This window comes from Halococcus dombrowskii (assembly GCF_022870485.1).
Classification (GTDB): Archaea; Halobacteriota; Halobacteria; order Halobacteriales; family Halococcaceae; genus Halococcus; species Halococcus morrhuae.
On the sequence record NZ_CP095005.1, the window covers coordinates 1,169,844 to 1,196,683 of the forward strand.

Consider the following 26,840-nt stretch of genomic DNA (forward strand, 5'->3'; position numbering starts at 1 on the left):
TCGAACGGCGCTATTCGACGTAGCGGTAGGTCCGTTCGTCCATCGGGCCGGAGCCGTCGCGGACGAACTCCTCGCTCGGGGTGGTGAACGCGTCGATGTCGATCTCCTTGTCGTGGTTGTGGACGTCGTGGATCTCCTCGTACTCCTCGAAGGAGATGTCGCGGCGTGCGGCGAGCTGCTCGTCGATGTCGAGCGCGTCGATCTCCTCGGTCCAGTTCTCTTGGACGGTTTCGGCGTGGATCTCGGCCTGTGCGCCGCTGCCGTAGGAGCCAAGCAGCAGCGATTTACCGGTCATGTCGATACCCGCCTCGCGGGCACTGCGGAGCGCGCTCGCGCGGGCGATGTGGACCGAGCCGGTGTACCAGTTGCCGACGTGGCGGGCGATGTCGAGCGTCGGCTCGATCGTATCGTCGTACCACGCCGCGTACGCGTCGGTTTCCTTCAGCGCGTCCATGTAGTCACGGACGGCATCGTGGTACTGTGCTTCGTCGTCGAACCCGTCGGGCCGGGGCTGCTCGCCGATCGCCGACGCGAGATCCGCCTCGATCTCGGTGTCGCGGATCATGTGGCGGTAGCCGAGCAGTGCGGCCTTCCTGACCATGCCGGGGAACGGCGTGTGGAACGGGATATACTCGAACTGGTCGGGATGGGTCTCCTCGGCGACGCTCTCGTAGTCCTCCAGAGCTTCGCGCATCCGTGCGAGGTAGACCTGGACCGAGCGCTTACCGTCGACGCTCGGGAACTGCTGGTTCGGTTTGAGGAAGTCGGTTTCATCGGCGCTGCCGAACCCCTGTTCGACGCTCATTGTGACGAGATCCGGATCTTCGGCGATGAGCATCGCCACCGCGCCCGCGCCCTGGGTGGCCTCGCCGGCGTCGCCGCGCGCGTAGAGGGCGGTGTCGGTGGCGATCACGAGCGCTGCGCGGCCGCGATTGCGCCCGGCGCGGATCCAGTTGTAGGCGTCGTCGAGGCTCTGGGTGCCCGCGATGCAGGCGAACTTGCGCTCGCCCTTGTTCGCGTGGTGGAAGTCCTCGTCGTAGACCTGTTCGAGACAGCCCGCGACGTACGTCGAGACGGGTTTGGCGTTGTCGAAGGCGCTCTCGGTGGCGACGTCGATCCGACCGATGTCGTCGGGGGTGAGCCCCTTGCGCTCCATCAGTTTGTGCGCGGCGTTCGCGCCCATCGTCACGATGTCCTCCTCGACATCGGGGAACGAACTCGCGTGGAGGCCGAGGCCCTTCGTGAACTTCTCGGGCTCCTCGTCCAGCGCGGGCGCGAGCGTCTCCGCGAGGTCGAGCCTGAGCTTTCCGGCGTGGATGGCGACCGCGTCGATGCCGACGTTCATGCGTTCAGTAAGTGGCCACGAGATATATGATTCCGTCGACTCTGTTTTCGTCGATCGTCGATCATCAATCGTCGATTTCCCGCAATGACCTCCTGCCGATCGCTACGACGGATCAGGCGTTCTCGTGGCTGACCTCGTAGCCGCGATCGCGGATCGATCGGATGACGGTGCGCGCGTGGCCGGTGCCGCTGGTCTCGATCTCGAAGACGAGGTAGGCCTCGCCGACGTCGAGTTCGGGCACCGAGCGATCGTGGCGCACGTGCCGGATGTTCGCGCCGTGGTCAGCGATGATGCTCGACACCGTGCCCATCTCGCCGGGACGGTCGGTGATGCGCACGCGCAGGCGGAGGATCTGCTCGCGGTCGGTGAGCGCGTGGATCAACACCGTGCGCAGCATCGTCATGTCGAGGTTCCCCCCGCAAAGCAGCGCGAACACCGTCTCGCCCTCGACGTCGAGATCGTCGCTCAGGAGGGCGGCGACCGACGCCGCGCCGGCCCCCTCGACGACCTGTTTCGCACGCTCCATGAGCAGGAGAAGCGCGCGGGCGATCTCGCCGTCGGTTACCGTAATAATTTCGTCGACGTGTTCCTCGATGAGCGAGAGCGTGAGCTCCGAGATCCCGCCGGTGGCGATCCCGTCGGCGATGGTGTTGACCGAATCGAGCGTCACGGGGATCCCCTTGTCCAGGCTGTCGGGCACCGTCGCGGCCCCTTCGGCCTGGACGCCGACGACGCGCGTCCCCGGCGAGAGCTCGTTCATCGCGGTCGCGATGCCCGAGATCAATCCGCCGCCGCCGATCGGGACGATGACCGTATCGACGTTGCAGTCCTCGTACATCTCGATCCCCAGCGTCCCCTGTCCGGCGACGATTGCGGGGTCGTCGTAGGCATGGACGAACGCGGTCGCCTCGTCGTCGACGAGTCCCTGGGCGTGGTCCATTGCCGCCTGGAAGTCCTGGCCGACGAGTTCGACCCGCGCGCCGTAGCCACGCGTCGCGTCGACTTTCGCCTGCGGGGCGGCCTTCGGCATCACGATCGTGGCGTCGATGCCCAGCGTCGTCGCCGCGAGCGCGACCCCCTGGGCGTGGTTGCCGGCGCTCGCGGCGACCACGCGCTCGGTGCCCCCATCCTCGACGAGCTGTGCGATCTTGTTGTACGCACCCCGCGTCTTGAACGAGCCGGTCCACTGGAGATGTTCCATCTTGAGGTGGACCTCGCTGTCGGTCAGCTCGCCGAGTGACGTGCTCCGCTCGACGGGGGTTCGTTTGACGACCGACTCGTCGTCGAGACGCTCGCGGGCCGCCTCGATATCGGCGAAGGTGACTAACTCGTTCATCGAACTACCCGCGCATCCGTTCCATCTCGGGGTCGAACAGCGGTTCGTCGCGCACCGTCGCCGCGTAGCGCTCGCCCTCGTAGCGCACGTCGAGCGACGTGCCAGCGTCGGTGTACTCGGTCGGCAGATACGAGTAGACGATGCCCGCGTCGATGCTGTAGCCGTAGCCGGCGCGACAGCCGTAGCCGATCACGTCCTCGCCGTCGAGGATCGGATGACCCGAATCAACGACCATTCCCGATGCATCGAGCGTGAGCGGAGTAAGCTTTCGGTCGACGCCCGCCTCGCGCGCCGCGAGCAGCGCGTCCTTCCCGATGAACTCGGTATCGGTATCGACCGCGAAGCCGATACCCGCCTCGTCGGGCGTGTATTCGGGCGTGACGTCCGTACCCCAGAGCCGATAGCCCTTCTCCAGACTCGCCGAGGCGAGTGCTTCCCAGCCCATCGGCACGATCCCGTGCTCCTGGCCCGCCTCCCAGACGGTGTCCCAGAGCCGCGCACCGTACTCGGTCGGTGTGTAGATCTCCCAGCCAAGTTCGCCGGCGTACGAGAGTCTGAGCATCGTCACCGGCAGGCTCTCCAGGTAGGTTTCGCGCACCGCGTAGAACGGGAAGGCGTCGTTCGAGAGGTCCGCCTCGACGAGCGGCCCGAGCAGTTCCCGTGCTTCCGGTCCCCAGACCCCCACTCCGGAGCGGCTCGAATCGTGGACGGTGATCGAGAGCGATTCGGGCGCGTGCTCGCGGATCCACCGCGAGTGAAGCGTCGCGGAGTTGCCGCCGCCCGTGGTCAGCAGATACCGATCCCGATCGAGCCGCGCGACGGTCAGATCCGCGAGGATTCCGCCGTCCTCGTTCAACATCGCCGCGTACCGCATCCGCCCGATCGAACAGTCCATGTCGTTGGTCAAGAGCTCCTGGAGGAACTCCATCGTGCCCTCGCCGGCGATCTCGATGCCGGTGAAGGTGGTCATGTCGAACATCGCCACCCGATCGCGGACGGCCTGGTGTTCGACACCCTGTGCTTTCGACCAGTTTCGCGCGAGCCAGTCGGGTCTGTCGGGCACCTCGTACTCGCTCAGGAGGGACTCGTTCGTCTCGTACCACTGGGGCACCTCCCAGCCGTTGGTGTCGTAGAACTCCGCGCCGAGGTCGTCCTGCCGGTCGTAGAACGGGCTTCGGCGGAGCGCGCGCTGGTCTTCGGGCTGTTCGCGCGGATGGATCAGCTGATAGACCTCCTGATACTGCTGGGCACCCCGCCCGTAGGTAAACTCTCTACTGCCGGCATGGGGCTGGAACCGACTGATGTGAGCGGGGTCGGCGTTGACGCGCTCGCCGTCGAGCCGGGGCACGCCCTCGTCCATCCACTCGGCGATGACGCTGCCGACGCCGCCCGATTGGGTGACCCAGATGGCGAGCGACCACCAGAGTCCCTCGGTGTCTTCGTCCGGGCCGAGAATCGGCATTCCGTCGGGGGTGAAACAGAACATCCCGTTCATCTCGGTCTCCCACTCGACCCCGTCGAACGCCGGTACGAGTTCGCGTGCGGCGTCGTATGCCGATTTATCGTGGTCGGGATGAGTGTTCTCGTAGAAGTGTTCGGCAGCAAATTCCCGGAGCGAGGGATACTCCAGTCCGAGATCGTCGAGCTTCTCGGGCCCGTAGATGTCCTCGGGATCGACGAGCAACGGTTCGTGGTTGTACGACCCTACGCCATAGGAGTCGCCGTGCTGGCGGAAATACTCCGAGTAATCCTGATGGCGGAGGAGCGGCTGTTCGATCTCGCGCTCTGCTCCCACCAGCTCGTCGAGCGGTTCGCTCACGAGGTACTGATGTGAACACGGGACCAGCGGGATGTCCGTATCGACCATATCTCCAAAGAGTGGGCCCCAGATGTTCGTCGCCACCAGCAGCTCGTCGCATTCGATCCGACCGTTCTCGGTGACGACCGCCTGGACCGCCCCGTCACTCGTCTCGACGTCCGTGACGAGCGTGTTGCCGTAGAACTCGTGGCCTACCTCCTGAGCGCGTTCAGCCATTTTCCGCGAGGCATCGACCGCGTGGGCTTTGCCGTCCGTGGGGAGGTAGTAGCCACCGTGGATCACGGTCGAATCGATCTGTGGGACGCGCTCTTCGATCTCGGCCGGCGAGAGCAGTTCGCCGCCGTCGAGTCCGTAGGACTGGCCCCACTCGCGCTTTCGCTTGAGGAACTTCCAGCGATCCTCGGTATAGGCGACCTCGATGCCGCCCGACATCCGGTAGCTGTCGAGATCAGTGTAGAGCTCGCGCGTGTACGCGGCCAACTGCGTCATCAGTTTGCCGCCGTTGGTCTGATAGACGAGTCCGGGCGCGTGTGAGGTCGAGCCACCGGTCTCGAACAGTGGTCCCCGATCCAGGACGACGACGTCCTCGCGGCCCTGCTCGGCGAGATGGTAGGCCGCCGAACAGCCGACGCAGCCCGCCCCGACGACGACGGTCCCCGCGCTCTCCGGTGGTGTGGTCCCTGTGCTCATGCCGTGTGGCTTCCACCGTCGCGGGTTTAAAAGACGGGGTGGACTACCACAGCCGTTTAGTAGTCCGCTGTGTGGCGACGAATCGTTGGGGAATCGATAAACGCGGCTACAACAGTGGCTCGTCGCGCACCGTTGCGGCGTAGCGCTCGCCTTCATAGAGCACCTCGATATCGGTTCCAGGCTCGGCGAATGCGGGCGGGAGGTAGGTGTAGACGACGCAAGCTCCGACGGTGTAGCCGTACTCGGCTGCGTGGACGTAGCCGAGAACTTCGTCGCCATCGGATGTGAGAACGGGCCGGTCGGCGAGCACGACCTGTTCGGGATCGTCGAGCGTGAGACAGGCCACCTTCCGATCGACGTCGCCCTCGGCGGCCGCCGCGACCGCTTCCTTGCCGATGAACTCCGTGTCGAGATCGACGGCCCAGCCGAGGCCGGCCTCGTAGGGATCGTGCTCGGTGTGAAGGTCCTCGCCCCAAAGTCTCAGTCCTTTTTCGATGCGGAGCGAGTCGAGCGCGCCGTTGCCGTAGGGCCTGATGTCGTACTCCGCACCCGCGTCCATGACGTGCTCCCAGAGCGTCTCGCCGTACTCCGAGGGTGTGTACAGCTCCCAGCCGAGCTCGCCGGCATACGAGAGTCTGAGCGCCGTCACGGGGACGTTCTCCACGAACGTCTGCTGGCTCGTGTAGAACGGGAAGTTTTCATCCGAGAGGTCGGCGTCGATCACCTTCGAGAGCACGTTTCGGGCATCCGGCCCCGTACAGACCATCGCCGCCAGGCTGGAGGTGACGTCGTTGACGACTACGCTCTCGGGTGCCTGCTCGCGGACCCACGCGAGGTGGTTCTGTCCGACCTCGCGGCCGGTCGTGAGCAGCAGGTATCGGTGCTCGTCGACGCGGGTCACGGTGATGTCGGCACGGACGCCGCCGGCCTCGTTGCACATGAGGGTGTAGCGGATCTGCCCCACGGCGAGGTCCATGTCGTTCGTACAGAGGCGCTGGAGGAACTCGTGAGCCTGACTCCCGACGAGCTCCATCTTGTTGAACGAGGTCATGTCGTGGAGCCCGACGGCCTCGCGGACGTGGAGCGACTCCGCGCCTTCGAGCGGCGACCAGAACTTGCCCTCCCATCCCTCGCGATCGGGGATCTGCTCGCCGTAGCTCTCCAAGAGATCCTCGTTGGATTCGAACCACTGTGGGGCTTCCCAGCCGGCCTCGGCCCACAGCTCGGCGTCCAAATCCTGGTGACTGTGATAGATCGGCGTGCGCCTGATGTCGCGCTGGTACTCGGTTCGGACCCACTTCGGATGGACGATGCTGTAGAGATTGCGATACTCCTCGTCGGCGAGGTCACGCGTGAAATCCCAGCTCCCCGCGTGGGGCGCGAACCGGTTGACGTCGCAGTTCCGGAGGTCGATCGGGCCGTCGGGCAGTCGCGGTACTCCACGTTCCATCCACTCAGCGAGCGCCTTGCCGGCCCCGCCGGCGTGGGTGATCCACGTCGTGAGTCCCGTCCAGAGCCCCGGACACTCCTGGACTGGCCCCATCGTCGGCATTCCATTTGGCGACGCCGAGTACATCCCGTTGTACTTGTAGTCCAGATGTTTCCCGTCCGTCGCCGGCAGGAGTTCGTCGCTCGCGGTTCGGGGAGCCTTCTCCTGGCGATCGGGGTGGGTCGCGTTCTCGAAGAATTCCTCGGTGAACTCGTGGATCGACGCCTGATTGCCGCCTTCCTCGTTGCCACCCAAATCCTCCGGATCGGGTACGACCGGCTCGTGGTTGTACGAGCCGATCCCGTACCGATCCCCGTGCGTGCGGAAGTACATCGCGTTGTCCTGATCTCGTAGTATCGGCCGGTCGGGATCCTGGAGCAGCACCTCGCTTTTGTCGCCGGAGACCGACTTGTAGTTCTCGTAGACCGGATCGTCGGTGACGTCCTGTTCACGCCCGTCGAGTTCGGCGAGCGGCTCGGTCATCGTATACTGGTGTTCGACCGGCGCGACCGGGAGATGGACGTCGAGTTTCTCGCTCAGCTGGCGCGCCCAGATGTTGGTCGCCACCACGACCTCATCACACTCGACGCGACCGTTCTCGGTGACGATCCCCTGTACTCCGTCGCCGTCGGCCTCGATGTCCTCGACTTTCGTGTGGCCGACGAACTGCGCACCCATCTCCGCGGCCTCGACGGCGAGCGCCGCACACGCACGCACGCCCGATGCCTGTCCGTCCGTCGGCGAGTAGTATCCACCCTGGATGGCGTCGGGATCCACGAGCGGGAGCTTTTCGGCGACTTCTTCCGGACTCAGAAGTTGTGGATCGGGCACGCCCCACGACTTCGCCCACTCGACCCGCCGTTGGAGGTAGTCCATCCGCTCGTCGCTGCGTGCGACCTCGATCCCGCCGGTCTCGTTGTAGATCGCTTTCCCGTCGTCGCGTTCCAGACCGGAATACAGTTCTCGACTATAGGTGGCGAACTTCGAGAGTACCTTCGGCTCGTCGGTCTGGAACATGATTCCCGGTGCGTGCGTCGAGGAACCGCCGGTGGTCGGCAGCGGGCCCCGATCGAGAACTAAAACGTCCTCCCGACCCAGGTCGGCGAGATGGTAGGCCGTGCTACAGCCGACGATGCCCGCGCCGATGACGACGGTTCCGGCCGCGTCGGGCAGCCCGTTGGCATGACTCATGGCTGCCGTTTCGATCTCGGCCGTGGCTATTCATTCTTCGCCCTCACTGCTACTCCCGTTTATCCGGCTCGTCCGATCGACGACAAATTCCGGCGTTCGGCACGAATCGCGTGATTCGACTGCCAACCCCGACTTATACCGGTTCGGTTGTGCCGGCCAAGAGCTAAACGTCCGATACTGCTACTCTCTCACAATGTTCGCGTTCGAGGCGGTGCGAGACGCGTCCGAAACGCACTCCGTGGTTTCGGGAGGCACGGACGAGCCATGTCGGTGACGCGCCAGTCGGGAGAGACCGACGGCGTCGCGCAACTCCTCGACGATCCGCGCTTCGAGCTGATGCCGTTCGACAGCTTCGCCGATGAGATGGATGAGCTTCCTGCGGGCGCGACGATCGCCATCACGACCTCGCCACAGCTGGGGCTCGACGCGACCGTCGAGTGGGCCGAAACGGCCGCCGCCCGCGGGTTCGACGTCAGTCCACACATCGCCGCGCGCTACGTCCGCGACGTCGATCACCTGGACGAGATCGCTCGGCGGCTCGCCGAGGCTGGCGTCATCGATATCTTCGTTCCCGGCGGCGACCGTGAGGAGCCGATCGGCGAGTTCGATTCGGCGTATGCCCTTCTCGACGCGCTCGACGGACTCGATCACGGGTTCGAGGAGATCGGCATCACGGGCTATCCCGAGGGCCACGAGTTCCTCGACGACGACACGCTCGCCGACGCGATGGCGAAGAAAGCGCCCCACGCCACCTACATCGTGACGCAGCTCTGTTACGATCCCGAGGCCGTCGTCGAGTGGGTCGAGGACGTCAGAGAGAGGGGCGTCGAGCTCCCCGTCGAGGTCGGAATTCCGGGCGTGATGAAGTACGACAAACTGCTGAGCATCTCGCGGAAGGTCGGCGTCGGCGACTCGGTGAAGTTCCTCAAGAAAACCACGGGAGTGGTGGGGTTCGTCCGCGAACTCGTCGGCTCGCGCGGCAGATACACGCCCGACGATCTCGTCGAGGGGCTCGCGCCGTACGCCGACGATCCCGACTACGACGTTCAGGGATTGCACGTCTACACGTTCAACCGAACCGAGGACACCGAGTCGTGGCGCTACGGCGTCCTCGACGAATAACGCGATCGATCGCCTTTTTCAGAACAGTCCCGAGACCGTCCCGTCGGGATCGATATCCATGTCGGCAGCGGCGGGGTCGGACGGGAGCCCCGGCAGCGTCAGCACGTCGCTGGTGAGGGCGACGAGAAAGCCCGCGCCGGCGGAGGGGTAGACTTCTTGGATTTCGAGCTCCCAGCCGGTCGGGACGCCCTTCTTCTCGGCGTCGTCGCTGAGCGAGTGGAAGGTCTTCGAGATCACGATCGGGACGTCGTCGAAGCCGAGATCGTTCATTCGTTCGATATCGTCGCGGGCACCGCTCTGGAAGGACACCGACTCCGCGCCGTAGATCTCGGTGGCGATCGTCTCGATTTTCTCCTGGATCGGAGCCTCAGCCTCGTAGAGATAGTCGAACGACTCGTCGTTCGTTTCGATGGCGGTCATGAGCTTCTCGGCGAGATCGGTCCCGCCCGCACCGCCCTCCTCGAACACTGTCGATTCGGCCGCCTCGATCCCGAGCTCCTCCCGGCAGTGATCCAGCACGACGTCGACCTCCTCGTCGGTGTCGCCGGGGAAGCGGTTGAGCGCCACGACGACCGGGACGCCGAACCCACGGAGATTCTCGACGTGGGCGTCGAGGTTTTCGAGCCCGCCCTTGACCGCTTCGGGGTCGGGCTCGTCGAGTGCGTCGAGATCTGCGGGCCACATGTCCTTGCCGTGGTATTTGAGCGCGCGGACCGACGCGACGAGCGTCATCGCCGCCGGCTCCATATCACCCAGGCGGCAGACGACGTCCATGAACTTCTCGGCACCCAGATCGGAGCCGAAGCCCGCCTCGGTGATGAGGTAGTCCGAGAGCTTCCGGGCGGCGTCGTCGGCGATCAGCGAGTTCGTCCCGTGGGCGATGTTGGCGAACGGACCACCGTGAACGAACGCCGGCGTTCCCTCGACCGTTTGGACGATGTTGGGTTTGAGCGCGTCCTTCAGCAGGATGGTGACTGCACCCGTGGCTTCGATGTCGTCGGCGGTGACCGGGTCGCCGTCCTCGTCGTAGGCGACGATGATGCGGCCGACGCGTTCTTTGAGATCGGCGAGGTCGTCGGCGAGACAGAGTACGGCCATCATCTCGGAGGCCGCGGTGAGGATGAACCCGTCCTCGCGCGGGACGCCTGTGACCTCGCCGCCGAGGCCCACGACCGTCTCGCGGAGCACGCGGTCGTTCATGTCCATCGCACGGGGCCACTGGACCCGGTTGACGGCGATCCCCAGTTCGTTGCCCTGCTTGATGTGGTTGTCGAGCATCGTCGAGAGCAGGTTGTGCGCCGAGGTGAGCGCGTGGAGATCGCCGGTGAAGTGGAGGTTGATCTTCTCCATCGGCAGTACCTGGGAGTAGCCGCCGCCGGCCGCACCACCCTTGACGCCGAAGACCGGTCCGATCGAGGGTTCGCGGATGGCCGCCAGCGCGTTCTCGTCGAGCTGGTTGAACGCCTGGCTCAGTCCCACCGTGGTGACGGTTTTCCCCTCGCCCATCGGCGTCGGCGTCATCCCGGTGACGAGGATGATGTCACCGTCGTCGCGATCCGATTCCCGGAGTCTCTCGATGGCGTTGTAGGTGAGCTTTGCCGTGTCGTCGCCGTGGAGTTCGAGGTCGTCGGCGGCGAGCCCGAGCGGTTCGACGATCTCGGTGATGTGATCGGTGTCGACGTCCTGGGCGATCTCGTAGTCCGTCGGCAGGCCGTCCGCTTCGGATGGGGACATGTCGATTCGGGTTCGTCCGACCGTCGCTTCAAGGTTCGTGTTCCGTGCATGCTACTCTTTTAGGTCCCGATGGCGCGTGCGAGCCCGAAATCCCGGCCGGCGAGGCGGTGCGAATCGTTCACGAACATAAATGGGTGTCTCGTTTAACTGGTCGATTTAGGCACCCGTCGGTCGTAGCCAAAGGGGATGTCCGAGAACGAACCACCGAGAACGGACGGAGCGGAGCATCCGAATCACCCGAGCGTCGATCAGTCGGATCGAACGGTGCCACGAAACCTGCGCCAGTCGGGCGACCCCGGAATCGAGATGCTGGTCTCGACGCGAGTCCGCAAATCACCCTTCTTCCACAAGTCCTTCGACGAGGAGGGTGCGTGGCGCGCGACGGTCTACAACCGCCTCTACCATCCCCGGGGGCTGGTCGATCCCGAGGATGGCGGCACGATGGCCGAGTACGACGCCCTGGTCAATCGGGTCACGCTGTGGGACGTCGCCGTCGAGCGCCAGATCCGCGTCGCGGGGCCCGACGCCGAGGCGTTCGTCAACCGCGTCATCACCCGAGATGCGACCGAAATCGAGGCGATGCACGGCAAGTACGTCATCCTCTGTAACGAGGAGGGCGGCATCCTGAACGATCCGGTGTTGCTGCGCCCCGGTGACGACGAGTTCTGGTTCTCGATCTCCGACTCGACCCTCATGCAGTGGCTTCAGGGCGTGAACGTCGGCGAGAACTACGACGTCGCGATCGACGAGATCGACGTCGCGCCGATGCAGATCCAGGGGCCGCTCTCCGAGGACGTGATGGTCGAGGTCGTCGGCGAGGAAGTCTCTGAGATTCCCTACTACGGGCTGATGGAAGCCGAAGTCAACGGCTGTGACGTGCTCGTGAGCCAGACGGGTTTCTCCGGCGAGAAGGGCTTCGAGATCTACGTGAAGGACGCGATGGAGAACGCCGAGGCCGTCTGGGATCCGGTTCTCGAAACCGTGAAGGACCATGGCGGGATGCAGATCGCGCCGGGCCACCACCGGCGGATCGCGGCGGGCATCCTCTCGTGGGGTCAGGACATGGATCACGAGACCTCGCCGTTCCAGGTCAACCTCGGCTACCAGGTGCCCGACGACACCGACGTCGACTACATCGGGAAAGAAGCGCTCGAACGTCAGCAGGAACAGGTCGAGAACGGCGAGTACCCGTTCACCCACAAACTGGTCGGGCTGAAGATGGCCGGCGAGCCGATCCGGGACTACGCGCCCGACTTCTGGCTCGTCTCCGATCCCGAGACGGGCGAGGAGTGTGGCTACGTCACCTCGCCGTGGTACAGTCCCGAACTGGAGACCAACATCGCGCTCGCGCACGTCCCGGCCGAAAAACTGCGTGACCTTGACGCACCGCTCGACGACAGCATCTACGATGCCGATGCCGACATCGAGTTCCAAGTGCATCTCCCCGACGAGTACGCCGAGGAACCCGGCGAGCCGGTCTACGCGACCGTCTCCGAGGTGCCGTTCCAGGAGTCGGTGAACCCGAGCGCGCGCGAGCAGGCCAAGCTGAACGCCAGCCGGGCCGACGAGTAGCCGTTCGCGGCGCGATCGTCGTTTTTCGTCCACGTTTTCCTGCAGCCGACCCTCAGTGGATGGTGGATCACTTTCACCATGGCCTGAATACCTTTATTACGGACACCATTCAATGCTGGTCCATGCCGACTGGTGGCGGATCATGATTCGGAGATATCGATCGGGGGGATATGGGTGCGGTTGTTAGCCAGATTGCGCGTGCGCGCGGACGCTGCCTACGACAACGCCTACCATCACAAACTCCGGGGGCGGCTCTGGCGTGCGCTGGAGGGAACCGAGTTCGAGGAGCGCCACGACGGGAACGACCCGCCGGGGTTCACCTACTCGAACCCATTCCCGCCGGGCGATATGGAGGAAGGCGACGAGCGCACGCTGTTGGTCGCCTCGCCCCACGAGGAGCTGCTGACTCATGTCGCGCGTGATCTCCGGACGGAGCCGGAGCTGAACGTCGGCGAGATGCCCTACCACGTCGAGGACCTCTCGGCGCTCGCGCCCGACGTCGGCGAGCCGGGCTCTTCGGGCACCATCGAGACCGGGACAGGAGTGGTGGTGCGGATTCCGCCGTGGCGACGCGAGGAGTACGGGATCGAGGGCGACTACGGCGACAACGCGACGTTCTGGCGACCCGAGATGACGATGGAGCCGTTCCGCAATCAGATCGTGGCGAACCTCGACAAGAAACACGGGCGGTTCGCGCCCGATCATCTGCCCGGCCCGAGCGATCGCGACGGCGAACTGTTCGAGTCCTACGAACTCATCAAGACGTTCGCACTCCCGGTGACGGTGACGGAGGGCGAGGAGCTGACCTACGTCGTGAGCAAGTGGCGGCTGGGCTACCGGGTGCGCGATGACCATCATCGCCGGCATCTGAATCTCGCGCTGGATTGCGGGATCGGCGAGCGCAACTCGCTCGGGTTCGGATTCATGAACATCACTGATCGCACGCGACCGGGCGAGAGCGAACTGGAGGATCAGGATGCTTTCGCCTGAGGAATTCCGTGAGAAGTATCCCGAGGACGAGCTCGCCGAAGAGCTTCCGGACTCGCCAATTGGGTCGCTGCGGGACATCCAGTATCTCTACGGCAAGCTCTACACGCTCGCGACGACGGGTGGCGGTGAGTACGCACCGTATCTCACGCCGGATGCGGCCAGCGATCTCGAGGACACTGGAGACAGCCTCATCGTGGTTCGCGTCGACCTCTCTGAAGACGAACCGCGGCTGGCCGCGGACGAGCACGGTCCAATCTGGGTGACGGGGTACAGCGAGGACCAGGTTCAGGATGTCGCTCACTGCAAGTACCCAGCCGCACGCGGCATCGACCACAGCGTCACCCATCAATCCGGACAGAACAGCGACCCCGAGAAGCTCGCCCGCTACGCAAAGGAACGGCTGACGAAGTGGGCGACCGATGACGTGGTTCAGGAAGCAGCCGAAAACCACGACGAGGGCTCGATCATTGACGGACTCGTCGAACTGGGGGAAGACGAGGCGGTGCTCGACGAGATCGAGGATGCGCTAAAAACCGCGCTCGGTGGCGAGTCCACGACGGCGTTGCTCACCGTGCAGGTACAACTCGACGAGGACGAGGGCTATCGATGGCCGGGCGAGCTCGACGTGTTCATGGAAGCGATGCGCCAGCGCAAGCTCTCGAAGCTCGTCACGAAGAACAAGGCCGACGACTCCTCGGGGAACGCGACCGACCTCGTTACCGGCGAGCCGGCCCGAACGGTCGGCACCTCCGAGGACCCGCAGAACTACTTCCTCGGCAAGCAGCTGGAGAAATTCCCCGGCCTCGACATCGAGGAGGCGTGGCGCACCCATCCGATCGCCGAGGACGCCGCCGTGACAGTGATGAACGCCGATACGTTCGTCGAGGCGTGTACCTACCGAACGTTCGGTGCGAAGGTGTACTACCTGCCGTACGTGTGGGGACGGATTTCGGCGACCGACACCCGGGAACTCTACAAGCTCCTGTACGCCGCCGAGACGGAGGACGACGACATGACGCCGGTCGAGCGAGCGTATGGCATGATGGATTTGGACTTCCGAAACGCGAAACTCCGGTTCTACGTCTCGGCCGTGATGCCCCACCAGATGTCGCGGTACGACGTCTTCGGTGAGACATTGAACGGGCGATTGCTCTATCCAGCGGAACTCGCCCGCGTACACAACCATCTCGTCAGAGACACAGCTGCGTTCAACTCCACGACCGAGTGGACCGCACCGCTACCGACCCACGACAACTGGGGTCTGCTCACCGGTAACGACAAGCAACTTCATTCGGTCTCGACGGGCTGGTACTTCCACCAGACGTTCGCCGAGCGCGATGACGACGATGCGGACGCCGACGATCCACGTATCGAGGCGCTGGTCGCCGTGCTGAGCGGCGACGCGATCTCGGTCGAGACGCTGCTCTCGGAGTACGTCGATCGCATCGTGGCCGAGCAGACCGACGAGGAGATCGAGGGGTTTCCGTCCTTTCGCGTCGCCAGCCAGTTCGCCCAGTTGTGTGCACTTGCCACCGACGAACTCGACCTGTTGAGTACGACCGGTCCCCAAAAGAAGCCGATCACGAGAGAACCTACCTACGAGAAACACACGATGGAAACAGAGACAGAAATGTTCGCAACTGACGGTGGCTACCCACCCGCGACGAAGCTCGAATCGTTCATCGAAGACACGCCAGCGCTCGCCCATGATGAGGACGACTCGTCGCTCAACGACCAGCGGCGCGGTGCGTTCCTGCTCGGTGCGCTGGTGGGCGACATCGGAAGCTACCAGGAATACGATCAGGAACGCTCGACGACGCTTGTCGATCAGTTCCCGGTGAAGTCCATCACTGGCTCGCGGATCAAGAAAGTCACACAGGAGACCATCGGGAAGACACTCACCTACACCCGCCAAGAGAAGAAACAAGGGCCCGGCTATCCGGGCACGAAGGCCGAACACATCGTCGAGCGACTCCGTGAGACGATCCTCAATCCGGACCCGGACGACTGGAAGCTCGACACCGACGATCTCCGATTTTACTATGCGTTGGGCGTCACGTATGGCATGAACGATTACAAACCGAGCAGCGACGACGCTGACGAAACTGAGGAGGATTCCTGAAATGACAGACACCACCGAACCCGTCACGAACCGCTCCGAGATCGTGTTCCTCTACGACGCGGTCGACGCGAACCCGAACGGCAACCCGCTTTCGAGTGCGAACCGACCGCGTATCGATCCACAGACCCAGCAGGCCATCGTCACGGACGTACGGCTGAAACGCTATCTCCGCGATCAACTCGACGACGACGGCCACGGCGTCTATATCCGGAACGTCCAGGACGAAGGCGAGCAGTACACGCGCGAAAAATTGCTCGAAGATCGTCTGAAAGAGGTCGACCCCGACGAATACGATCTCGACGAAGATGACGAGGCCGAGCAGTTCCGCGAGGACGTCTTCGGTGAATATCTCGACAACAGCGCCGACGTGCGCTACTTCGGTTCGACGATGTCGCTCGACACGGACAACGAGTACGCGAACCACCTCCCCGATCACTTCACGGGTCCGGTGCAGTTCTCCCCCGGCAAGTCGATGCACGCCGTCTCCGAAAACGAAGAGTACGACAGTCTCACGAGCGTCATCGCCACCCAAGAGGGGAAGGAACAGGGCGGGTTCGATCTCGACGATCACCGCATCCAGTACGGCCTGATCCGATTCCACGGACTCGTCGACGAACACGGGGCTGCAGACACCAAACTCTCGACGGCGGACGTCGAACGACTCGACACGCTCTGCTGGCGGGCGCTCAAAAACCAGACGATCAGTCGCAGCAAGATCGGACAGGAGCCACGGCTGTACTGTCGCGTCGAGTACGGCGAGGAGAGTTTCCATCTCGGTGGGCTCGACAAGGATCTCACGCTCGATGCGGACGAATCGAAGCCGGACGAGGAGTTGCGCAACGTCCGCGATCTCGCCGTCGATATCGATGCGTTCGTCCAACGACTCTCGGGAGCGAGCGAACAGATCGAACGAGTTCGTGTCGTTGCAAGCGACGTGCTCCAGTTCACACACGAGGGCGAACTCGGTGGGCCGGGGCTGCTCGAAGGTGCACTCGATACCGCGATCGGGAGTGACGCCGTCGAGGTCATCGACGTGTACGACGAGTACCCCGACACTCTCCCCACGAGTAGTGACTCCGACGACGCGGCATGACGATGGGGCAGGAATCGTCCGGCGAACGGACTGACGACGGGTCGGAGTGGTCCCCCGAGCGGTGTCTCTCGCTCACCGTTCGTGGGCCGTGGGGACATTTCCGGCGCGTCGAGGGCAACGTCGTCAAACAGACGTACCGAATCATTCCCCGAACGACGGTCGCGGGGCTACTTGCTGCCGTGCTCGGCATCGGGCGCGACGAGTATTACGAGCTGTTCGCTCCCGATCGATCGGCGGTCGCTATTCAACCACTTCGGGAACTTAGGGCGCTCAACATGCCGATGAACACGCTTTCGACGGCGGCCGGCGATCTCCGCTCGCTCAACGCTCGCGGGAAGATCAGCGTGAAATTTCCCGATTCGACGAAACTCCGCCAACAGCACAACTACGAGGTGCTCGTCGAGCCTGCCTACCGAATCGATGTCGCACTCGCCGACGACGAACGGTACGACCGACTCCGAGAACAGCTCGCAGCCGGCAAATCCCATTATGTCCCGAGTCTCGGCCTCTCCGAACATCTCGCCGAGATCGAGTATCACGGCGAGTTCGCTATCGATACCGGGACGGACGAGGAGCAGACAGCGGTCGATTCGGCAGTCCCGAATGCGGTCGACGACATCGTGATCGATGCGGGATCACGATGTGGCGTCGAGGAATCGCCCGCGTTCATGCGGGCCGATTCGGGCGGCCGCACGACAACTGCGTTCACCACGTACGCGTACAGCCCGGACGCCGAATCGCTGGAGGTACGGGACATCGAAACGTCACAGGTCGATGATCGAACGGTGGTGTTCGTCTGAGATGGCGACGATATATTCACATCCGCCCGAGGACGGTCGTCCGGGCACCGAACTCCTCGATCATCTCGACGACGTGGCGGCACGCGTCGGCCACGTCGTGTCGGCGGATGCGACGACACCAGCCGGCGAATCGCTCCGTGCCGTCGCCGAAACGCTCGCGTACGTCCACGATTTCGGGAAAGCGACGACGTATTTTCAGGAGTATCTGCTCGACGATCGTAGTCCCGACCACGAGGAGTATCGTTATCACGCACCAATCGGTTCCTTCGCGGCATACTACGCGCTCGACGCACAGGGATTTGCCACCGAGACCTGTCTGGCGGGGTTCGTTGCGGTCGCCAAACACCACGGTCGTCTCTCGGATATCGCCGAGTACGTCCACACTCGTGCTCACCGTCGCGAGGGGATTTCGGGCGGGGAGATGAACTCGGCCGAGCGACAGCAGAACGCCGTCGCGAAACAGCTGCAGGACATCGACGAGCACGCGAACGACCTCGCAACGGAACTGTTCGAGCGGGCAACCGATGACCACGGTGACTGGGAATCGTTCTACGACGGCTTCGCGGAACTCCTCGGGGAGATCGCCGACACCGTTGCAACGAGCGGAACCGTCCCCGGTGTCGACCGCGACGCGCTCTCGCGGTCGTGCTACGCGCTCGTCATCCAATGCTGGAGTACGCTCGTGCTTGCGGACAAGACGAGCGCGGCCGGCGCGGAGAACAGCCCGAAGACGTACGCAGCGAGCGCACCGTCGGGGGACCGACTCGACAGTTACATCGAGACCATCGAGGATGACGTGAGCGCTGACCTCGACGGAGCGCGCTCGGAGCAGCTCAACTACCATCGATCGCGGGCTCGTGAATCGATTCTCGGCAATACCGCGGCGTTCGCCGACGAGGACGGCAGCGTGGCGACGCTCACGCTGCCGACCGGGATGGGGAAGACGCTCTCCGGACTCTCGGCAGCGTTCGATCTCCGAGACCGACTCGACGGCGAGCGCGTCGTCTACGCGCTCCCGTTCACCAGTATCATCGATCAGGTCGTGAGCGAGGTCGAGGAGATCTACGAGACGGACACGGCCGGTCGACTGCTCACCGCACACCACCATCTCGCGGAGACGACCATTCGGGATCGCGACGACGAGGAAGCCGACCGCAACGACGACGTCGCGGGGATGCTCGCCGAAAGCTGGCGCGCGGGGCTGACGGTGACGACGTTCGTCCAGCTGTTCGAGAGCCTCGCCGGCCCGGCCAACCGACAGTCGATGAAGCTCCCCGCGCTCAGAAACAGCGTCGTCGTCCTCGACGAGCCACAGAGCCTGCCGCTCGACTGGTGGCAGCTCGTTCCGCGGCTCGTCGCGATGTTGACCGAGCGCTACGACGCGACGGTGATCGCGATGACGGCGACCCAGCCGGAACTGTTCGAGCACTCGACCGAGCTCGTCGACGATCCGACTGAACTCGTCGACGACCGCGACAGCTACTTCGAGGCCGTCGAACGGGTGAGCTACGAACTCGACGCCTCGACCGAGCGGTACATCGACGATCAGACGGGACCGAAATCCTACGACGCTGCTGCCGACGCACTGGTCGACTCGCTCGACGCTGGCGAGTCGGCGCTCGCGGTCTGCAACACCATCGACAGCACGCGTGAACTCACCGAGCGCGTGAACGACGCTGCACAGGTCGACGTCGCCGAGGTGTACGCGGACGAACTCGACGCGGTCGGCGACGTGGATGCCGTCGATCCAGCGGCCGTCGTCGATTGTGTGGTCGAACGGGGTGACGATGCGCTGTTGCATCTCTCGACGCGGCTCCGACCGGCGGACCGGCTGACGCTGATCGAGGTGGCGAAAGCACTCACCGAGCGCGGCTATCCGCTCGTCACCGTGTCGACACAGCTCGTCGAGGCGGGGGTCGACATCAGTTTCGACCGCGTGTATCGCGACCTCGCACCGATCGACAGCATCGTCCAGGCAGCCGGACGGTGCAACCGTTCGTTCGAGCGCTCGCGCGGACGGGTCATTGTCTGGTGGCTCGACGCGCCCGGCGAGCAGGCCAAAACACCCGCCGAGGCCGTCTACAACCGCGGTACGTCACTGCTACCGGTCGCCGCCGACACGCTCGATTCGGTCCGTGGCGACGACGGAACGCTCTCCGAGACGGCCGTTGCTCGGGATGCGGTCGAGAAGTATTACGACCGGCTCCACGCGGAGAAAGACGTCGGCAAGCAAGCGTATGCGGAGTTCGTCGACGAGGCGCGCGCCGACGAACTGGGAAAGCTATCGCTCATCGATCAGCGACGGACGGCGGACGTGCTGGTGTCGCGGACCGATGCAGAGCGAGAACTCGCAGAACGGCTTCGAGAGGCGGACAGATCCTTCGATTTCGAGACGATGCGTCGGCTGCTCGACGAGTCGAAGTCGTTCCGGATCTCGGTGCCGTACTACCGAGAGGACAGCGCGACCGCGGACGCGATCAAGGACCTCCCAAAACTCGTCGAGGACGAGGGCCTCTACCAGCTCGACGTCCGTCGGTATGACTCGCATTTCGACAAGACGATCGGGTTCGTGGTACCTGAAAGCACCGTCGACCATCAGTTCCTATGAGTACCGACAGCTCCTCGATCGATCCCGTCGAGAAACTGCTTCGCTCGGCTCGTGACGAGGCGATCGACGACGAGTTCCACGTCACGGGCGTGATGATGCAGTATTACGAGGTCTGCGAGCGCGAACTCTGGTTCGTCTCCCGCCATATCGAGATCGACCGGGATAACGTGGCGGTCGTCCGCGGGACGCAGGTCGACGATTCCGCCTACGAGGGTAAGCGCCGCAACGTTTCGATCGACGGCACCATCGCCATCGACGTGCTCGATGACGGGCGTGTGATGGAAGTGAAACCCTCGTCGTCGCTGGTCGATCCCGCGAAACTCCAGCTCTGTTACTATCTCTGGTATCTCGATCGGATCGTCGGCGTCGAACGCGAGGGCGTGCTCGCCCATCCGACCGAGCGCCGGCGGGAGACGGTCGAACTCACCGACGAGCGCGTCGAGTGGGTCGAAGAGTCGATCCGTGGCGTCCATCGCGTCGTGACGAGTGACACGCCACCACCGGCCGAGGAGAAACCGTTCTGTGAATCGTGCGCCTACCACGACTTCTGTTGGAGCTGCTGATGAACGACAACTACCACGTGTTCTCCGACGGCCGACTCGAACGCCACAACGATACCGTCCGCCTCGTCACCGAAGACGATGAGAAGAAATATCTCCCGATCGAGAACGCGGAGGCACTCTTTCTCCACGGCCAGATCGACTACAACACGCGATTGATGTCCTTTCTCAACGACGAGGGCGTCGCTGCACACGTCTTCGGCTGGAAGGATTACTACGCGGGGTCGGTGATGCCTGAACGCGGCCAGACTTCCGGGCAAACACTGGTCGAGCAGGTCCGCAGCTACGACGATCCCGACGCACGGCTGTCGATCGCGCGGGCGTTCGTCGCCGGCAGCATCCACAACATGCGCGCGAACGTCTCGTACTACCACAACCGTGGTCACGACTTCCAGTCAGTGATCGACGAACTGGCGACGATCCGCGAGGGACTCGACGAGGCGGCGGGCATCTCGGAGCTGATGGGGATGGAGGCCGGCGCGCGCCGGGCGTACTACTCGACGTTCGATGCGATCCTCCCCGACGGGTTCGTCTTCGGTGGTCGTCGGTATAACCCGCCGTCGAACGAGGTGAACAGTCTGATCTCCTTCGGTAACTCACTGGTGTACGCGAACTGCGTGTCGGCGATCCGGGCGACGGCGCTCGATCCGGCGGTGAGCTACCTCCACGAACCCGGCGATCGGCGCTACTCGCTCGCGCTCGACATCGCCGAGCCGTTCAAGCCGGTGCTCGCCGATCGCGTCATCTTCCGGCTGCTCAACCGTGGGCAGCTCACGACGGACAGTTTCGAGACCGAACTGAACGCGTGTCTCCTGACCGATGCGGGGCGCAAAACGTTCTCGAAGGCCTTCGAGGAAACCCTCGACCGCACCGTCGAGCACCCCCATCTGAACCGGAAGGTGAGCTATCAGTATCTCCTCCGGATCGAGGCGTACAAGCTGAAAAAGCACATCCTCACCGGCGAACCCTACGAGCCGTTCGAGCGGTGGTGGTAGTCGTGGTCTACGTGATCGCGGTCTACGACGTGCAAGCCGACCGAACGCGACTGTTCCGTAACTACCTCCGGCGGTTCCTGATCCACGTCCAGAACTCGGTGTTCGAGGGCGAGGTCACCGAGGGCGAGCTCGAACGGATGCGCGATCATATCGAGAGCCTGCTCGAACCGGGCGAGTCGACGATCATCTACACGGTGTCGGCGGAGAGCTACGTCGACCGATCAGTCTTCGGCGAAGACCCCACCGAAGACAGCAAGTTCCTCTGACGGTCGTCGACCCACGGGGGTTCGGCGGCCATTGCTGGTCAACGAAAATTGTATGTGCCGAGCGGCCCGTAGCAGCTTCATGTCCACTAAACCGGGCATGGTTTCAGACGAACCCTCGTGGGGTTGAAGCCTCATCGATCTGCTCGACAACTTCATCAACCTCGTTTCAGACGAACCCTCGTGGGGTTGAAGCAAACTCACCTCTTCCTGATCGCTAACTACCTGCGAGTTTCAGACGAACCCTCGTGGGGTTGAAGCCTTTCAAGTGATAATGTCCTCTGTGAACGTAGGACAGTTTCAGACGAACCCTCGTGGGGTTGAAGCCGCGCACGCGCGCGGTGGTAATGATCCTTACGGTAGGGTTTCAGACGAACCCTCGTGGGGTTGAAGCCCCCTCCGAGGCTGACTTTCGGGATGTTGATCTTGGTTTCAGACGAACCCTCGTGGGGTTGAAGCTATCTCGACGACGCCCGCGCGGCGCTCGACGAGAAGTTTCAGACGAACCCTCGTGGGGTTGAAGCGTCGCGTCCCATCCCGCGAGCAGGAGGTCGCGGGTTTCAGACGAACCCTCGTGGGGTTGAAGCGTCGACTCGTCGGGCACGCCCATCGCGCCAGCGGGTTTCAGACGAACCCTCGTGGGGTTGAAGCGGATGACCCTCATACCGTTGTTGCGGAGCCAATTGTTTCAGACGAACCCTCGTGGGGTTGAAGCGAGGCGGGCAAGAAGCTCGCCCCAGTCGCCGGCTGGTTTCAGACGAACCCTCGTGGGGTTGAAGCGGACGACGAGAACACCCCTGCGGACGAGCCGGCCGGTTTCAGACGAACCCTCGTGGGGTTGAAGCTCGCTTCAGGAAAGCGGCCGGGGTGTCGCCCGACCGGTTTCAGACGAACCCTCGTGGGGTTGAAGCGATAGAATCCGTCCGCTCGCCATCGTCCAGAACGGTTTCAGACGAACCCTCGTGGGGTTGAAGCACTCTCGACAACCCGCTTCGCGCCTGTTATCGTCTGGTTTCAGACGAACCCTCGTGGGGTTGAAGCGTTGGTCAGTGTCTTGTGTCATGATTTGTCACCGTAGTTTCAGACGAACCCTCGTGGGGTTGAAGCACACGCAGGTCGAGATCGCGCCGTACGTGCTCTCGTTTCAGACGAACCCTCGTGGGGTTGAAGCAAGATGCAGATGGCGACGGACAACTATCTGCTCGTCGTTTCAGACGAACCCTCGTGGGGTTGAAGCCGCGGCGCGGCGAACGAGGTCGCGATCCGGAAGGGGTTTCAGACGAACCCTCGTGGGGTTGAAGCAAACGTATCCAATTGACGGTACGAAGAAAGCTCATGAGTTTCAGACGAACCCTCGTGGGGTTGAAGCCTCTCTAAAACTGTTAGAGATGGAGATGATAATACTGTTTCAGACGAACCCTCGTGGGGTTGAAGCGATCTCGACTTGGCAGGCTGTCGTTGTTGGCGCACTGGTTTCAGACGAACCCTCGTGGGGTTGAAGCCACCCCGACTAACAGAGTGACCCTACGAACTGTTGTTTCAGACGAACCCTCGTGGGGTTGAAGCGAGGACCACCCGAACGACACCGTCACGCTCGACGGCGTTTCAGACGAACCCTCGTGGGGTTGAAGCGGGCAGATCGGGCGCGATCTCGACAAGGAGGGCGTGTTTCAGACGAACCCTCGTGGGGTTGAAGCCCGCTCGCCAGCGTGAAGAACGGACTCATCAGTAGCGTTTCAGACGAACCCTCGTGGGGTTGAAGCTTGAGGCAGCAGGGCGTATCGTATCGCGTTCGGAAGGTTTCAGACGAACCCTCGTGGGGTTGAAGCGGGATATTGCTTAGGTCCGGCGGCGATCGAAGGTAGTTTCAGACGAACCCTCGTGGGGTTGAAGCTCACTCGGGCTGGAGGCGAGTGGGTATATCGTCGGGTTTCAGACGAACCCTCGTGGGGTTGAAGCCCGACTGGTCTTCGGTCGGCCGCCGGAGGAGCTGCTGTTTCAGACGAACCCTCGTGGGGTTGAAGCTACGTCCACGTGCTTTGGAAGATCTGGCGGGCGCGGGTTTCAGACGAACCCTCGTGGGGTTGAAGCAACCAGGAATTCATGTGCTCGCCGAAGTCGGACGAGTTTCAGACGAACCCTCGTGGGGTTGAAGCGAGTCGCTCGAAGAGCAGGGCAAACTCCCCCACGAGTTTCAGACGAACCCTCGTGGGGTTGAAGCAACAGTAGCCAGTAATCAACCGGGACAGAGAGATGGTTTCAGACGAACCCTCGTGGGGTTGAAGCCACAGCCGCAGGGCGTCGGCGACCTGCACGCCGAGTTTCAGACGAACCCTCGTGGGGTTGAAGCGAGCCGGGAGATCCGGTCGTCCTGTTTGTCGAGCATGTTTCAGACGAACCCTCGTGGGGTTGAAGCATCGCCACGGCCGTGTCGAAGGCCGGTGCCACGCTGGTTTCAGACGAACCCTCGTGGGGTTGAAGCATACGATTTGCCAACACCACCGCGCTCATCCATCGTTTCAGACGAACCCTCGTGGGGTTGAAGCCCTGCAACGGGTGACGACAGCGAGGACACGCTCCTGGTTTCAGACGAACCCTCGTGGGGTTGAAGCTCTCGCTGTGTGGTCGGCGTTCCAGGCAGCGCATCGTTTCAGACGAACCCTCGTGGGGTTGAAGCTTCCTCAAGCGCTACTCGACGCTCATGCTCGCCGCGTTTCAGACGAACCCTCGTGGGGTTGAAGCGTGAGCGAACCGTTGCGGGAGACTCAGTCGAACAGGTTTCAGACGAACCCTCGTGGGGTTGAAGCCGTGATCGAGCAGGTCCGCACCGCAGCGTGCACAGTTTCAGACGAACCCTCGTGGGGTTGAAGCACCCTGCTCGTACTGCTGGGTCTGGTCCTCGACGGTTTCAGACGAACCCTCGTGGGGTTGAAGCAGCGGCGAGCGATCGCGATGAGGAGCTGTACGACGTGTTTCAGACGAACCCTCGTGGGGTTGAAGCAAGCAGATCGGGCGCGATCTCGACAAGGAGGGCGGTTTCAGACGAACCCTCGTGGGGTTGAAGCGCGAACTCGTCTTGCGCGTCGTCCTCGAACTCGAGTTTCAGACGAACCCTCGTGGGGTTGAAGCCGCGAGTGGATCGTCTACTCGTGGGAACGAACCTGTTTCAGACGAACCCTCGTGGGGTTGAAGCGCCCAGCGGGATGCGGACGGCAACCCCTCGCCCGTGGTTTCAGACGAACCCTCGTGGGGTTGAAGCTCCGGGCCGATGTAGATGTCCGGCTCGCGATCGGCCGTTTCAGACGAACCCTCGTGGGGTTGAAGCGCGAGGCTGACACCGGGGCCCTTGATCCACGTGACCAGTTTCAGACGAACCCTCGTGGGGTTGAAGCAACGAGCAAACGAAGGGGCTGAAAAAGACACTCGCCGGTTTCAGACGAACCCTCGTGGGGTTGAAGCGCCACGAAGGCCGGCACGCTGAAGTCGAAGCTCTCGTTTCAGACGAACCCTCGTGGGGTTGAAGCACCCAGTTCCAAATCGCTCGCAGCCCTTGCTTCGCGAGTTTCAGACGAACCCTCGTGGGGTTGAAGCAGAAGGTAAGTTGCGGGTTGCCGTCCGGTATCGCGTTTCAGACGAACCCTCGTGGGGTTGAAGCTACGAAAAACCTGTCTCGAAAACCGAAGTCCGGCGGTTTCAGACGAACCCTCGTGGGGTTGAAGCGGGCGTGAACAGATCGTCCCGAAGATCAAGACCGGGTTTCAGACGAACCCTCGTGGGGTTGAAGCAGAAGGTAAGTTGCGGGTTGCCGTCCGGTATCGCGTTTCAGACGAACCCTCGTGGGGTTGAAGCTACGAAAAACCTGTCTCGAAAACCGAAGTCCGGCGGTTTCAGACGAACCCTCGTGGGGTTGAAGCGTCGACACGCGCGTCTGGATGCGCGTCGCCGACGCGTTTCAGACGAACCCTCGTGGGGTTGAAGCGCGACGATCTCGTCGACGCGCTGCGCGACGGCCGGGTTTCAGACGAACCCTCGTGGGGTTGAAGCAAAAACATGCGGAGCTCCTCGCCCCGCAAGCTGGTTTCAGACGAACCCTCGTGGGGTTGAAGCCTCCGGCGGGCCGAACGCGGCGACGGCACGCTGGTTTCAGACGAACCCTCGTGGGGTTGAAGCGGCTCGAACGGCCAGCTCACGCCAGTGAACTCGGGGTTTCAGACGAACCCTCGTGGGGTTGAAGCAGGCCGGGCCCCTTGATCCAGCTCCAGACCGCCCGGTTTCAGACGAACCCTCGTGGGGTTGAAGCCGTCACTCGGCCACGAATCCGCTAAACAGCGGGTTTCAGACGAACCCTCGTGGGGTTGAAGCATAGCCTGCGTGTGAAACACCGCCGTCAGACGGCGGTTTCAGACGAACCCTCGTGGGGTTGAAGCATCTCCCCGATGAGCCGACAGCGTGGGACCATATTGTTTCAGACGAACCCTCGTGGGGTTGAAGCGGCCGGGTCAGACCCAGCGCTCGCCGTGCTCGTAGGTTTCAGACGAACCCTCGTGGGGTTGAAGCCGAGGGATAGCCACCGACGCCCACGGTGTAGGTGCGGTTTCAGACGAACCCTCGTGGGGTTGAAGCGAGGTAGTGCGTGAGCTCCTCGCGAGCGAGCTGGTGTTTCAGACGAACCCTCGTGGGGTTGAAGCGACGAGTCGGCGATCTGGCCGGCCTCGCCCGCCACCGTTTCAGACGAACCCTCGTGGGGTTGAAGCTCGCTTTCGGTCTCGGTCTCGTCGGTCTCGTCCACGGTTTCAGACGAACCCTCGTGGGGTTGAAGCATCCTTGCGAGGCAGTCGCCGGCCTATCGGCTAAACGTTTCAGACGAACCCTCGTGGGGTTGAAGCACGATGCCCGTGTTCTCGGTGAAGCGCTCGGTCACGTTTCAGACGAACCCTCGTGGGGTTGAAGCAGGACTCGAAGATCAACCTCGTGGCTGTCAACCAGGTTTCAGACGAACCCTCGTGGGGTTGAAGCGGCTCTGGCGAGACGAGCGAATGGTTCAGCAGCGTTTCAGACGAACCCTCGTGGGGTTGAAGCGGGATGTTCGGCGACGGTGACGGCGATCACGG

The 26,840-nt window shown here is 63.2% G+C and carries 15 protein-coding genes and 1 CRISPR repeat array (1 of these 16 only partly in view); of the genes, 10 read left to right on the top strand and 5 right to left on the bottom strand.

The genetic code is table 11. From position 1 onward, the window contains the following. Positions 1-10 precede the first annotated feature (10 nt). The 4 genes from hmgB to MUK72_RS06295 all read right to left on the bottom strand — a co-directional run bounded on the left by hmgB (position 11) and on the right by MUK72_RS06295 (position 7,870). Complete coding sequence (gene hmgB, locus MUK72_RS06280) at positions 11-1,345, bottom strand: hydroxymethylglutaryl-CoA synthase (protein WP_244704903.1); 1,335 nt, start codon at positions 1,343-1,345, stop codon at positions 11-13. Positions 1,346-1,457: 112 nt separating this feature from the next. Beyond that, entirely contained in the window at positions 1,458-2,681 is a 1,224-nt protein-coding gene (gene ilvA / locus MUK72_RS06285) for a threonine ammonia-lyase (RefSeq protein WP_244704905.1), read from the bottom strand. 4 nt (positions 2,682-2,685) lie between these two features. Further along, positions 2,686-5,190 carry a GcvT family protein gene (locus tag MUK72_RS06290; RefSeq protein WP_244704908.1) on the bottom strand — a complete coding sequence of 835 codons (2,505 nt, stop codon included), beginning with the start codon at positions 5,188-5,190 and terminating at the stop codon, positions 2,686-2,688. A gap of 106 nt (positions 5,191-5,296) precedes the next feature. Beyond that, complete coding sequence (locus MUK72_RS06295; protein ID WP_244704911.1) at positions 5,297-7,870, bottom strand: GcvT family protein; 2,574 nt, start codon at positions 7,868-7,870, stop codon at positions 5,297-5,299. A 264-nt stretch (positions 7,871-8,134) separates the two neighbouring features. On the opposite strand from MUK72_RS06295, the gene MUK72_RS06300 reads away from it, so the two are divergent. Then, complete coding sequence (locus MUK72_RS06300; RefSeq protein WP_244704914.1) at positions 8,135-8,992, top strand: methylenetetrahydrofolate reductase; 858 nt, start codon at positions 8,135-8,137, stop codon at positions 8,990-8,992. Between the two features lie 18 nt (positions 8,993-9,010). On the opposite strand, the gene MUK72_RS06305 is transcribed toward MUK72_RS06300, so the two are convergent. After that, positions 9,011-10,726 (bottom strand): formate--tetrahydrofolate ligase, encoded by a 1,716-nt coding sequence (locus MUK72_RS06305; protein ID WP_244704916.1) that lies wholly within the window; start codon positions 10,724-10,726, stop codon positions 9,011-9,013. A gap of 186 nt (positions 10,727-10,912) precedes the next feature. Between MUK72_RS06305 and MUK72_RS06310 the strand changes: the two genes are divergently transcribed. The 9 genes from MUK72_RS06310 to cas2 all read left to right on the top strand — a co-directional run bounded on the left by MUK72_RS06310 (position 10,913) and on the right by cas2 (position 21,732). Further along, positions 10,913-12,298 carry a glycine cleavage T C-terminal barrel domain-containing protein gene (locus MUK72_RS06310; protein WP_244704918.1) on the top strand — a complete coding sequence of 462 codons (1,386 nt, stop codon included), beginning with the start codon at positions 10,913-10,915 and terminating at the stop codon, positions 12,296-12,298. 174 nt (positions 12,299-12,472) lie between these two features. Beyond that, on the top strand, positions 12,473-13,288 hold the full coding sequence (cas6, locus tag MUK72_RS06315) for a CRISPR-associated endoribonuclease Cas6 (protein ID WP_244704920.1): 816 nt from the start codon (positions 12,473-12,475) through the stop codon (positions 13,286-13,288). Next, complete coding sequence (cas8b, locus tag MUK72_RS06320) at positions 13,275-15,410, top strand: type I-B CRISPR-associated protein Cas8b/Csh1 (protein ID WP_244704922.1); 2,136 nt, start codon at positions 13,275-13,277, stop codon at positions 15,408-15,410. Before cas6 ends, cas8b begins: the two co-directional genes overlap by 14 nt. Before the next feature lies 1 nt (position 15,411). Next, complete coding sequence (cas7b, locus tag MUK72_RS06325; protein ID WP_244704924.1) at positions 15,412-16,503, top strand: type I-B CRISPR-associated protein Cas7/Csh2; 1,092 nt, start codon at positions 15,412-15,414, stop codon at positions 16,501-16,503. A 2-nt stretch (positions 16,504-16,505) separates the two neighbouring features. Beyond that, positions 16,506-17,303, top strand: a complete 798-nt coding sequence (gene cas5b, locus MUK72_RS06330) for a type I-B CRISPR-associated protein Cas5b (protein WP_244705286.1) — start codon at positions 16,506-16,508, stop codon at positions 17,301-17,303. A 1-nt stretch (position 17,304) separates the two neighbouring features. After that, the gene (locus MUK72_RS06335) at positions 17,305-19,911 is read left to right on the top strand and encodes a CRISPR-associated endonuclease Cas3'' (RefSeq protein WP_244704927.1); all 2,607 of its coding nucleotides are present in this window, start codon (positions 17,305-17,307) and stop codon (positions 19,909-19,911) included. Further along, a complete protein-coding gene (gene cas4 / locus MUK72_RS06340; RefSeq protein ID WP_244704929.1) occupies positions 19,908-20,474 on the top strand; it encodes a CRISPR-associated protein Cas4 in 567 nt (188 codons plus the stop codon). Before MUK72_RS06335 ends, cas4 begins: the two co-directional genes overlap by 4 nt. Continuing rightward, positions 20,474-21,466 (top strand): type I-B CRISPR-associated endonuclease Cas1b, encoded by a 993-nt coding sequence (gene cas1b, locus MUK72_RS06345; protein WP_244704931.1) that lies wholly within the window; start codon positions 20,474-20,476, stop codon positions 21,464-21,466. The genes cas4 and cas1b overlap by 1 nt, the downstream gene beginning before the upstream one ends. 2 nt (positions 21,467-21,468) lie before the next feature. After that, complete coding sequence (gene cas2 / locus MUK72_RS06350) at positions 21,469-21,732, top strand: CRISPR-associated endonuclease Cas2 (RefSeq protein ID WP_244704932.1); 264 nt, start codon at positions 21,469-21,471, stop codon at positions 21,730-21,732. Between the two features lie 100 nt (positions 21,733-21,832). Then, positions 21,833-26,840: direct repeats of the CRISPR family, unit length 30 nt; unit sequence GTTTCAGACGAACCCTCGTGGGGTTGAAGC; it runs 2,646 nt beyond the window's last position.

Bases quoted from the DNA above. Each gene is read 5' to 3' on its own strand.
- hmgB (WP_244704903.1), bottom strand. From the start codon at position 1,345: ATGAACGTCGGCATCGACGCGGTCGCCATCCACGCCGGAAAGCTCAGG.
- ilvA (WP_244704905.1), bottom strand. From the start codon at position 2,681: ATGAACGAGTTAGTCACCTTCGCCGATATCGAGGCGGCCCGCGAGCGT.
- MUK72_RS06290 (WP_244704908.1), bottom strand. From the start codon at position 5,190: ATGAGCACAGGGACCACACCACCGGAGAGCGCGGGGACCGTCGTCGTC.
- MUK72_RS06295 (WP_244704911.1), bottom strand. From the start codon at position 7,870: ATGAGTCATGCCAACGGGCTGCCCGACGCGGCCGGAACCGTCGTCATC.
- MUK72_RS06300 (WP_244704914.1), top strand. From the start codon at position 8,135: ATGTCGGTGACGCGCCAGTCGGGAGAGACCGACGGCGTCGCGCAACTC.
- MUK72_RS06305 (WP_244704916.1), bottom strand. From the start codon at position 10,726: ATGTCCCCATCCGAAGCGGACGGCCTGCCGACGGACTACGAGATCGCC.
- MUK72_RS06310 (WP_244704918.1), top strand. From the start codon at position 10,913: ATGTCCGAGAACGAACCACCGAGAACGGACGGAGCGGAGCATCCGAAT.
- cas8b (WP_244704922.1), top strand. From the start codon at position 13,275: ATGCTTTCGCCTGAGGAATTCCGTGAGAAGTATCCCGAGGACGAGCTC.
- cas7b (WP_244704924.1), top strand. From the start codon at position 15,412: ATGACAGACACCACCGAACCCGTCACGAACCGCTCCGAGATCGTGTTC.
- cas5b (WP_244705286.1), top strand. From the start codon at position 16,506: ATGGGGCAGGAATCGTCCGGCGAACGGACTGACGACGGGTCGGAGTGG.
- MUK72_RS06335 (WP_244704927.1), top strand. From the start codon at position 17,305: ATGGCGACGATATATTCACATCCGCCCGAGGACGGTCGTCCGGGCACC.
- cas4 (WP_244704929.1), top strand. From the start codon at position 19,908: ATGAGTACCGACAGCTCCTCGATCGATCCCGTCGAGAAACTGCTTCGC.
- cas1b (WP_244704931.1), top strand. From the start codon at position 20,474: ATGAACGACAACTACCACGTGTTCTCCGACGGCCGACTCGAACGCCAC.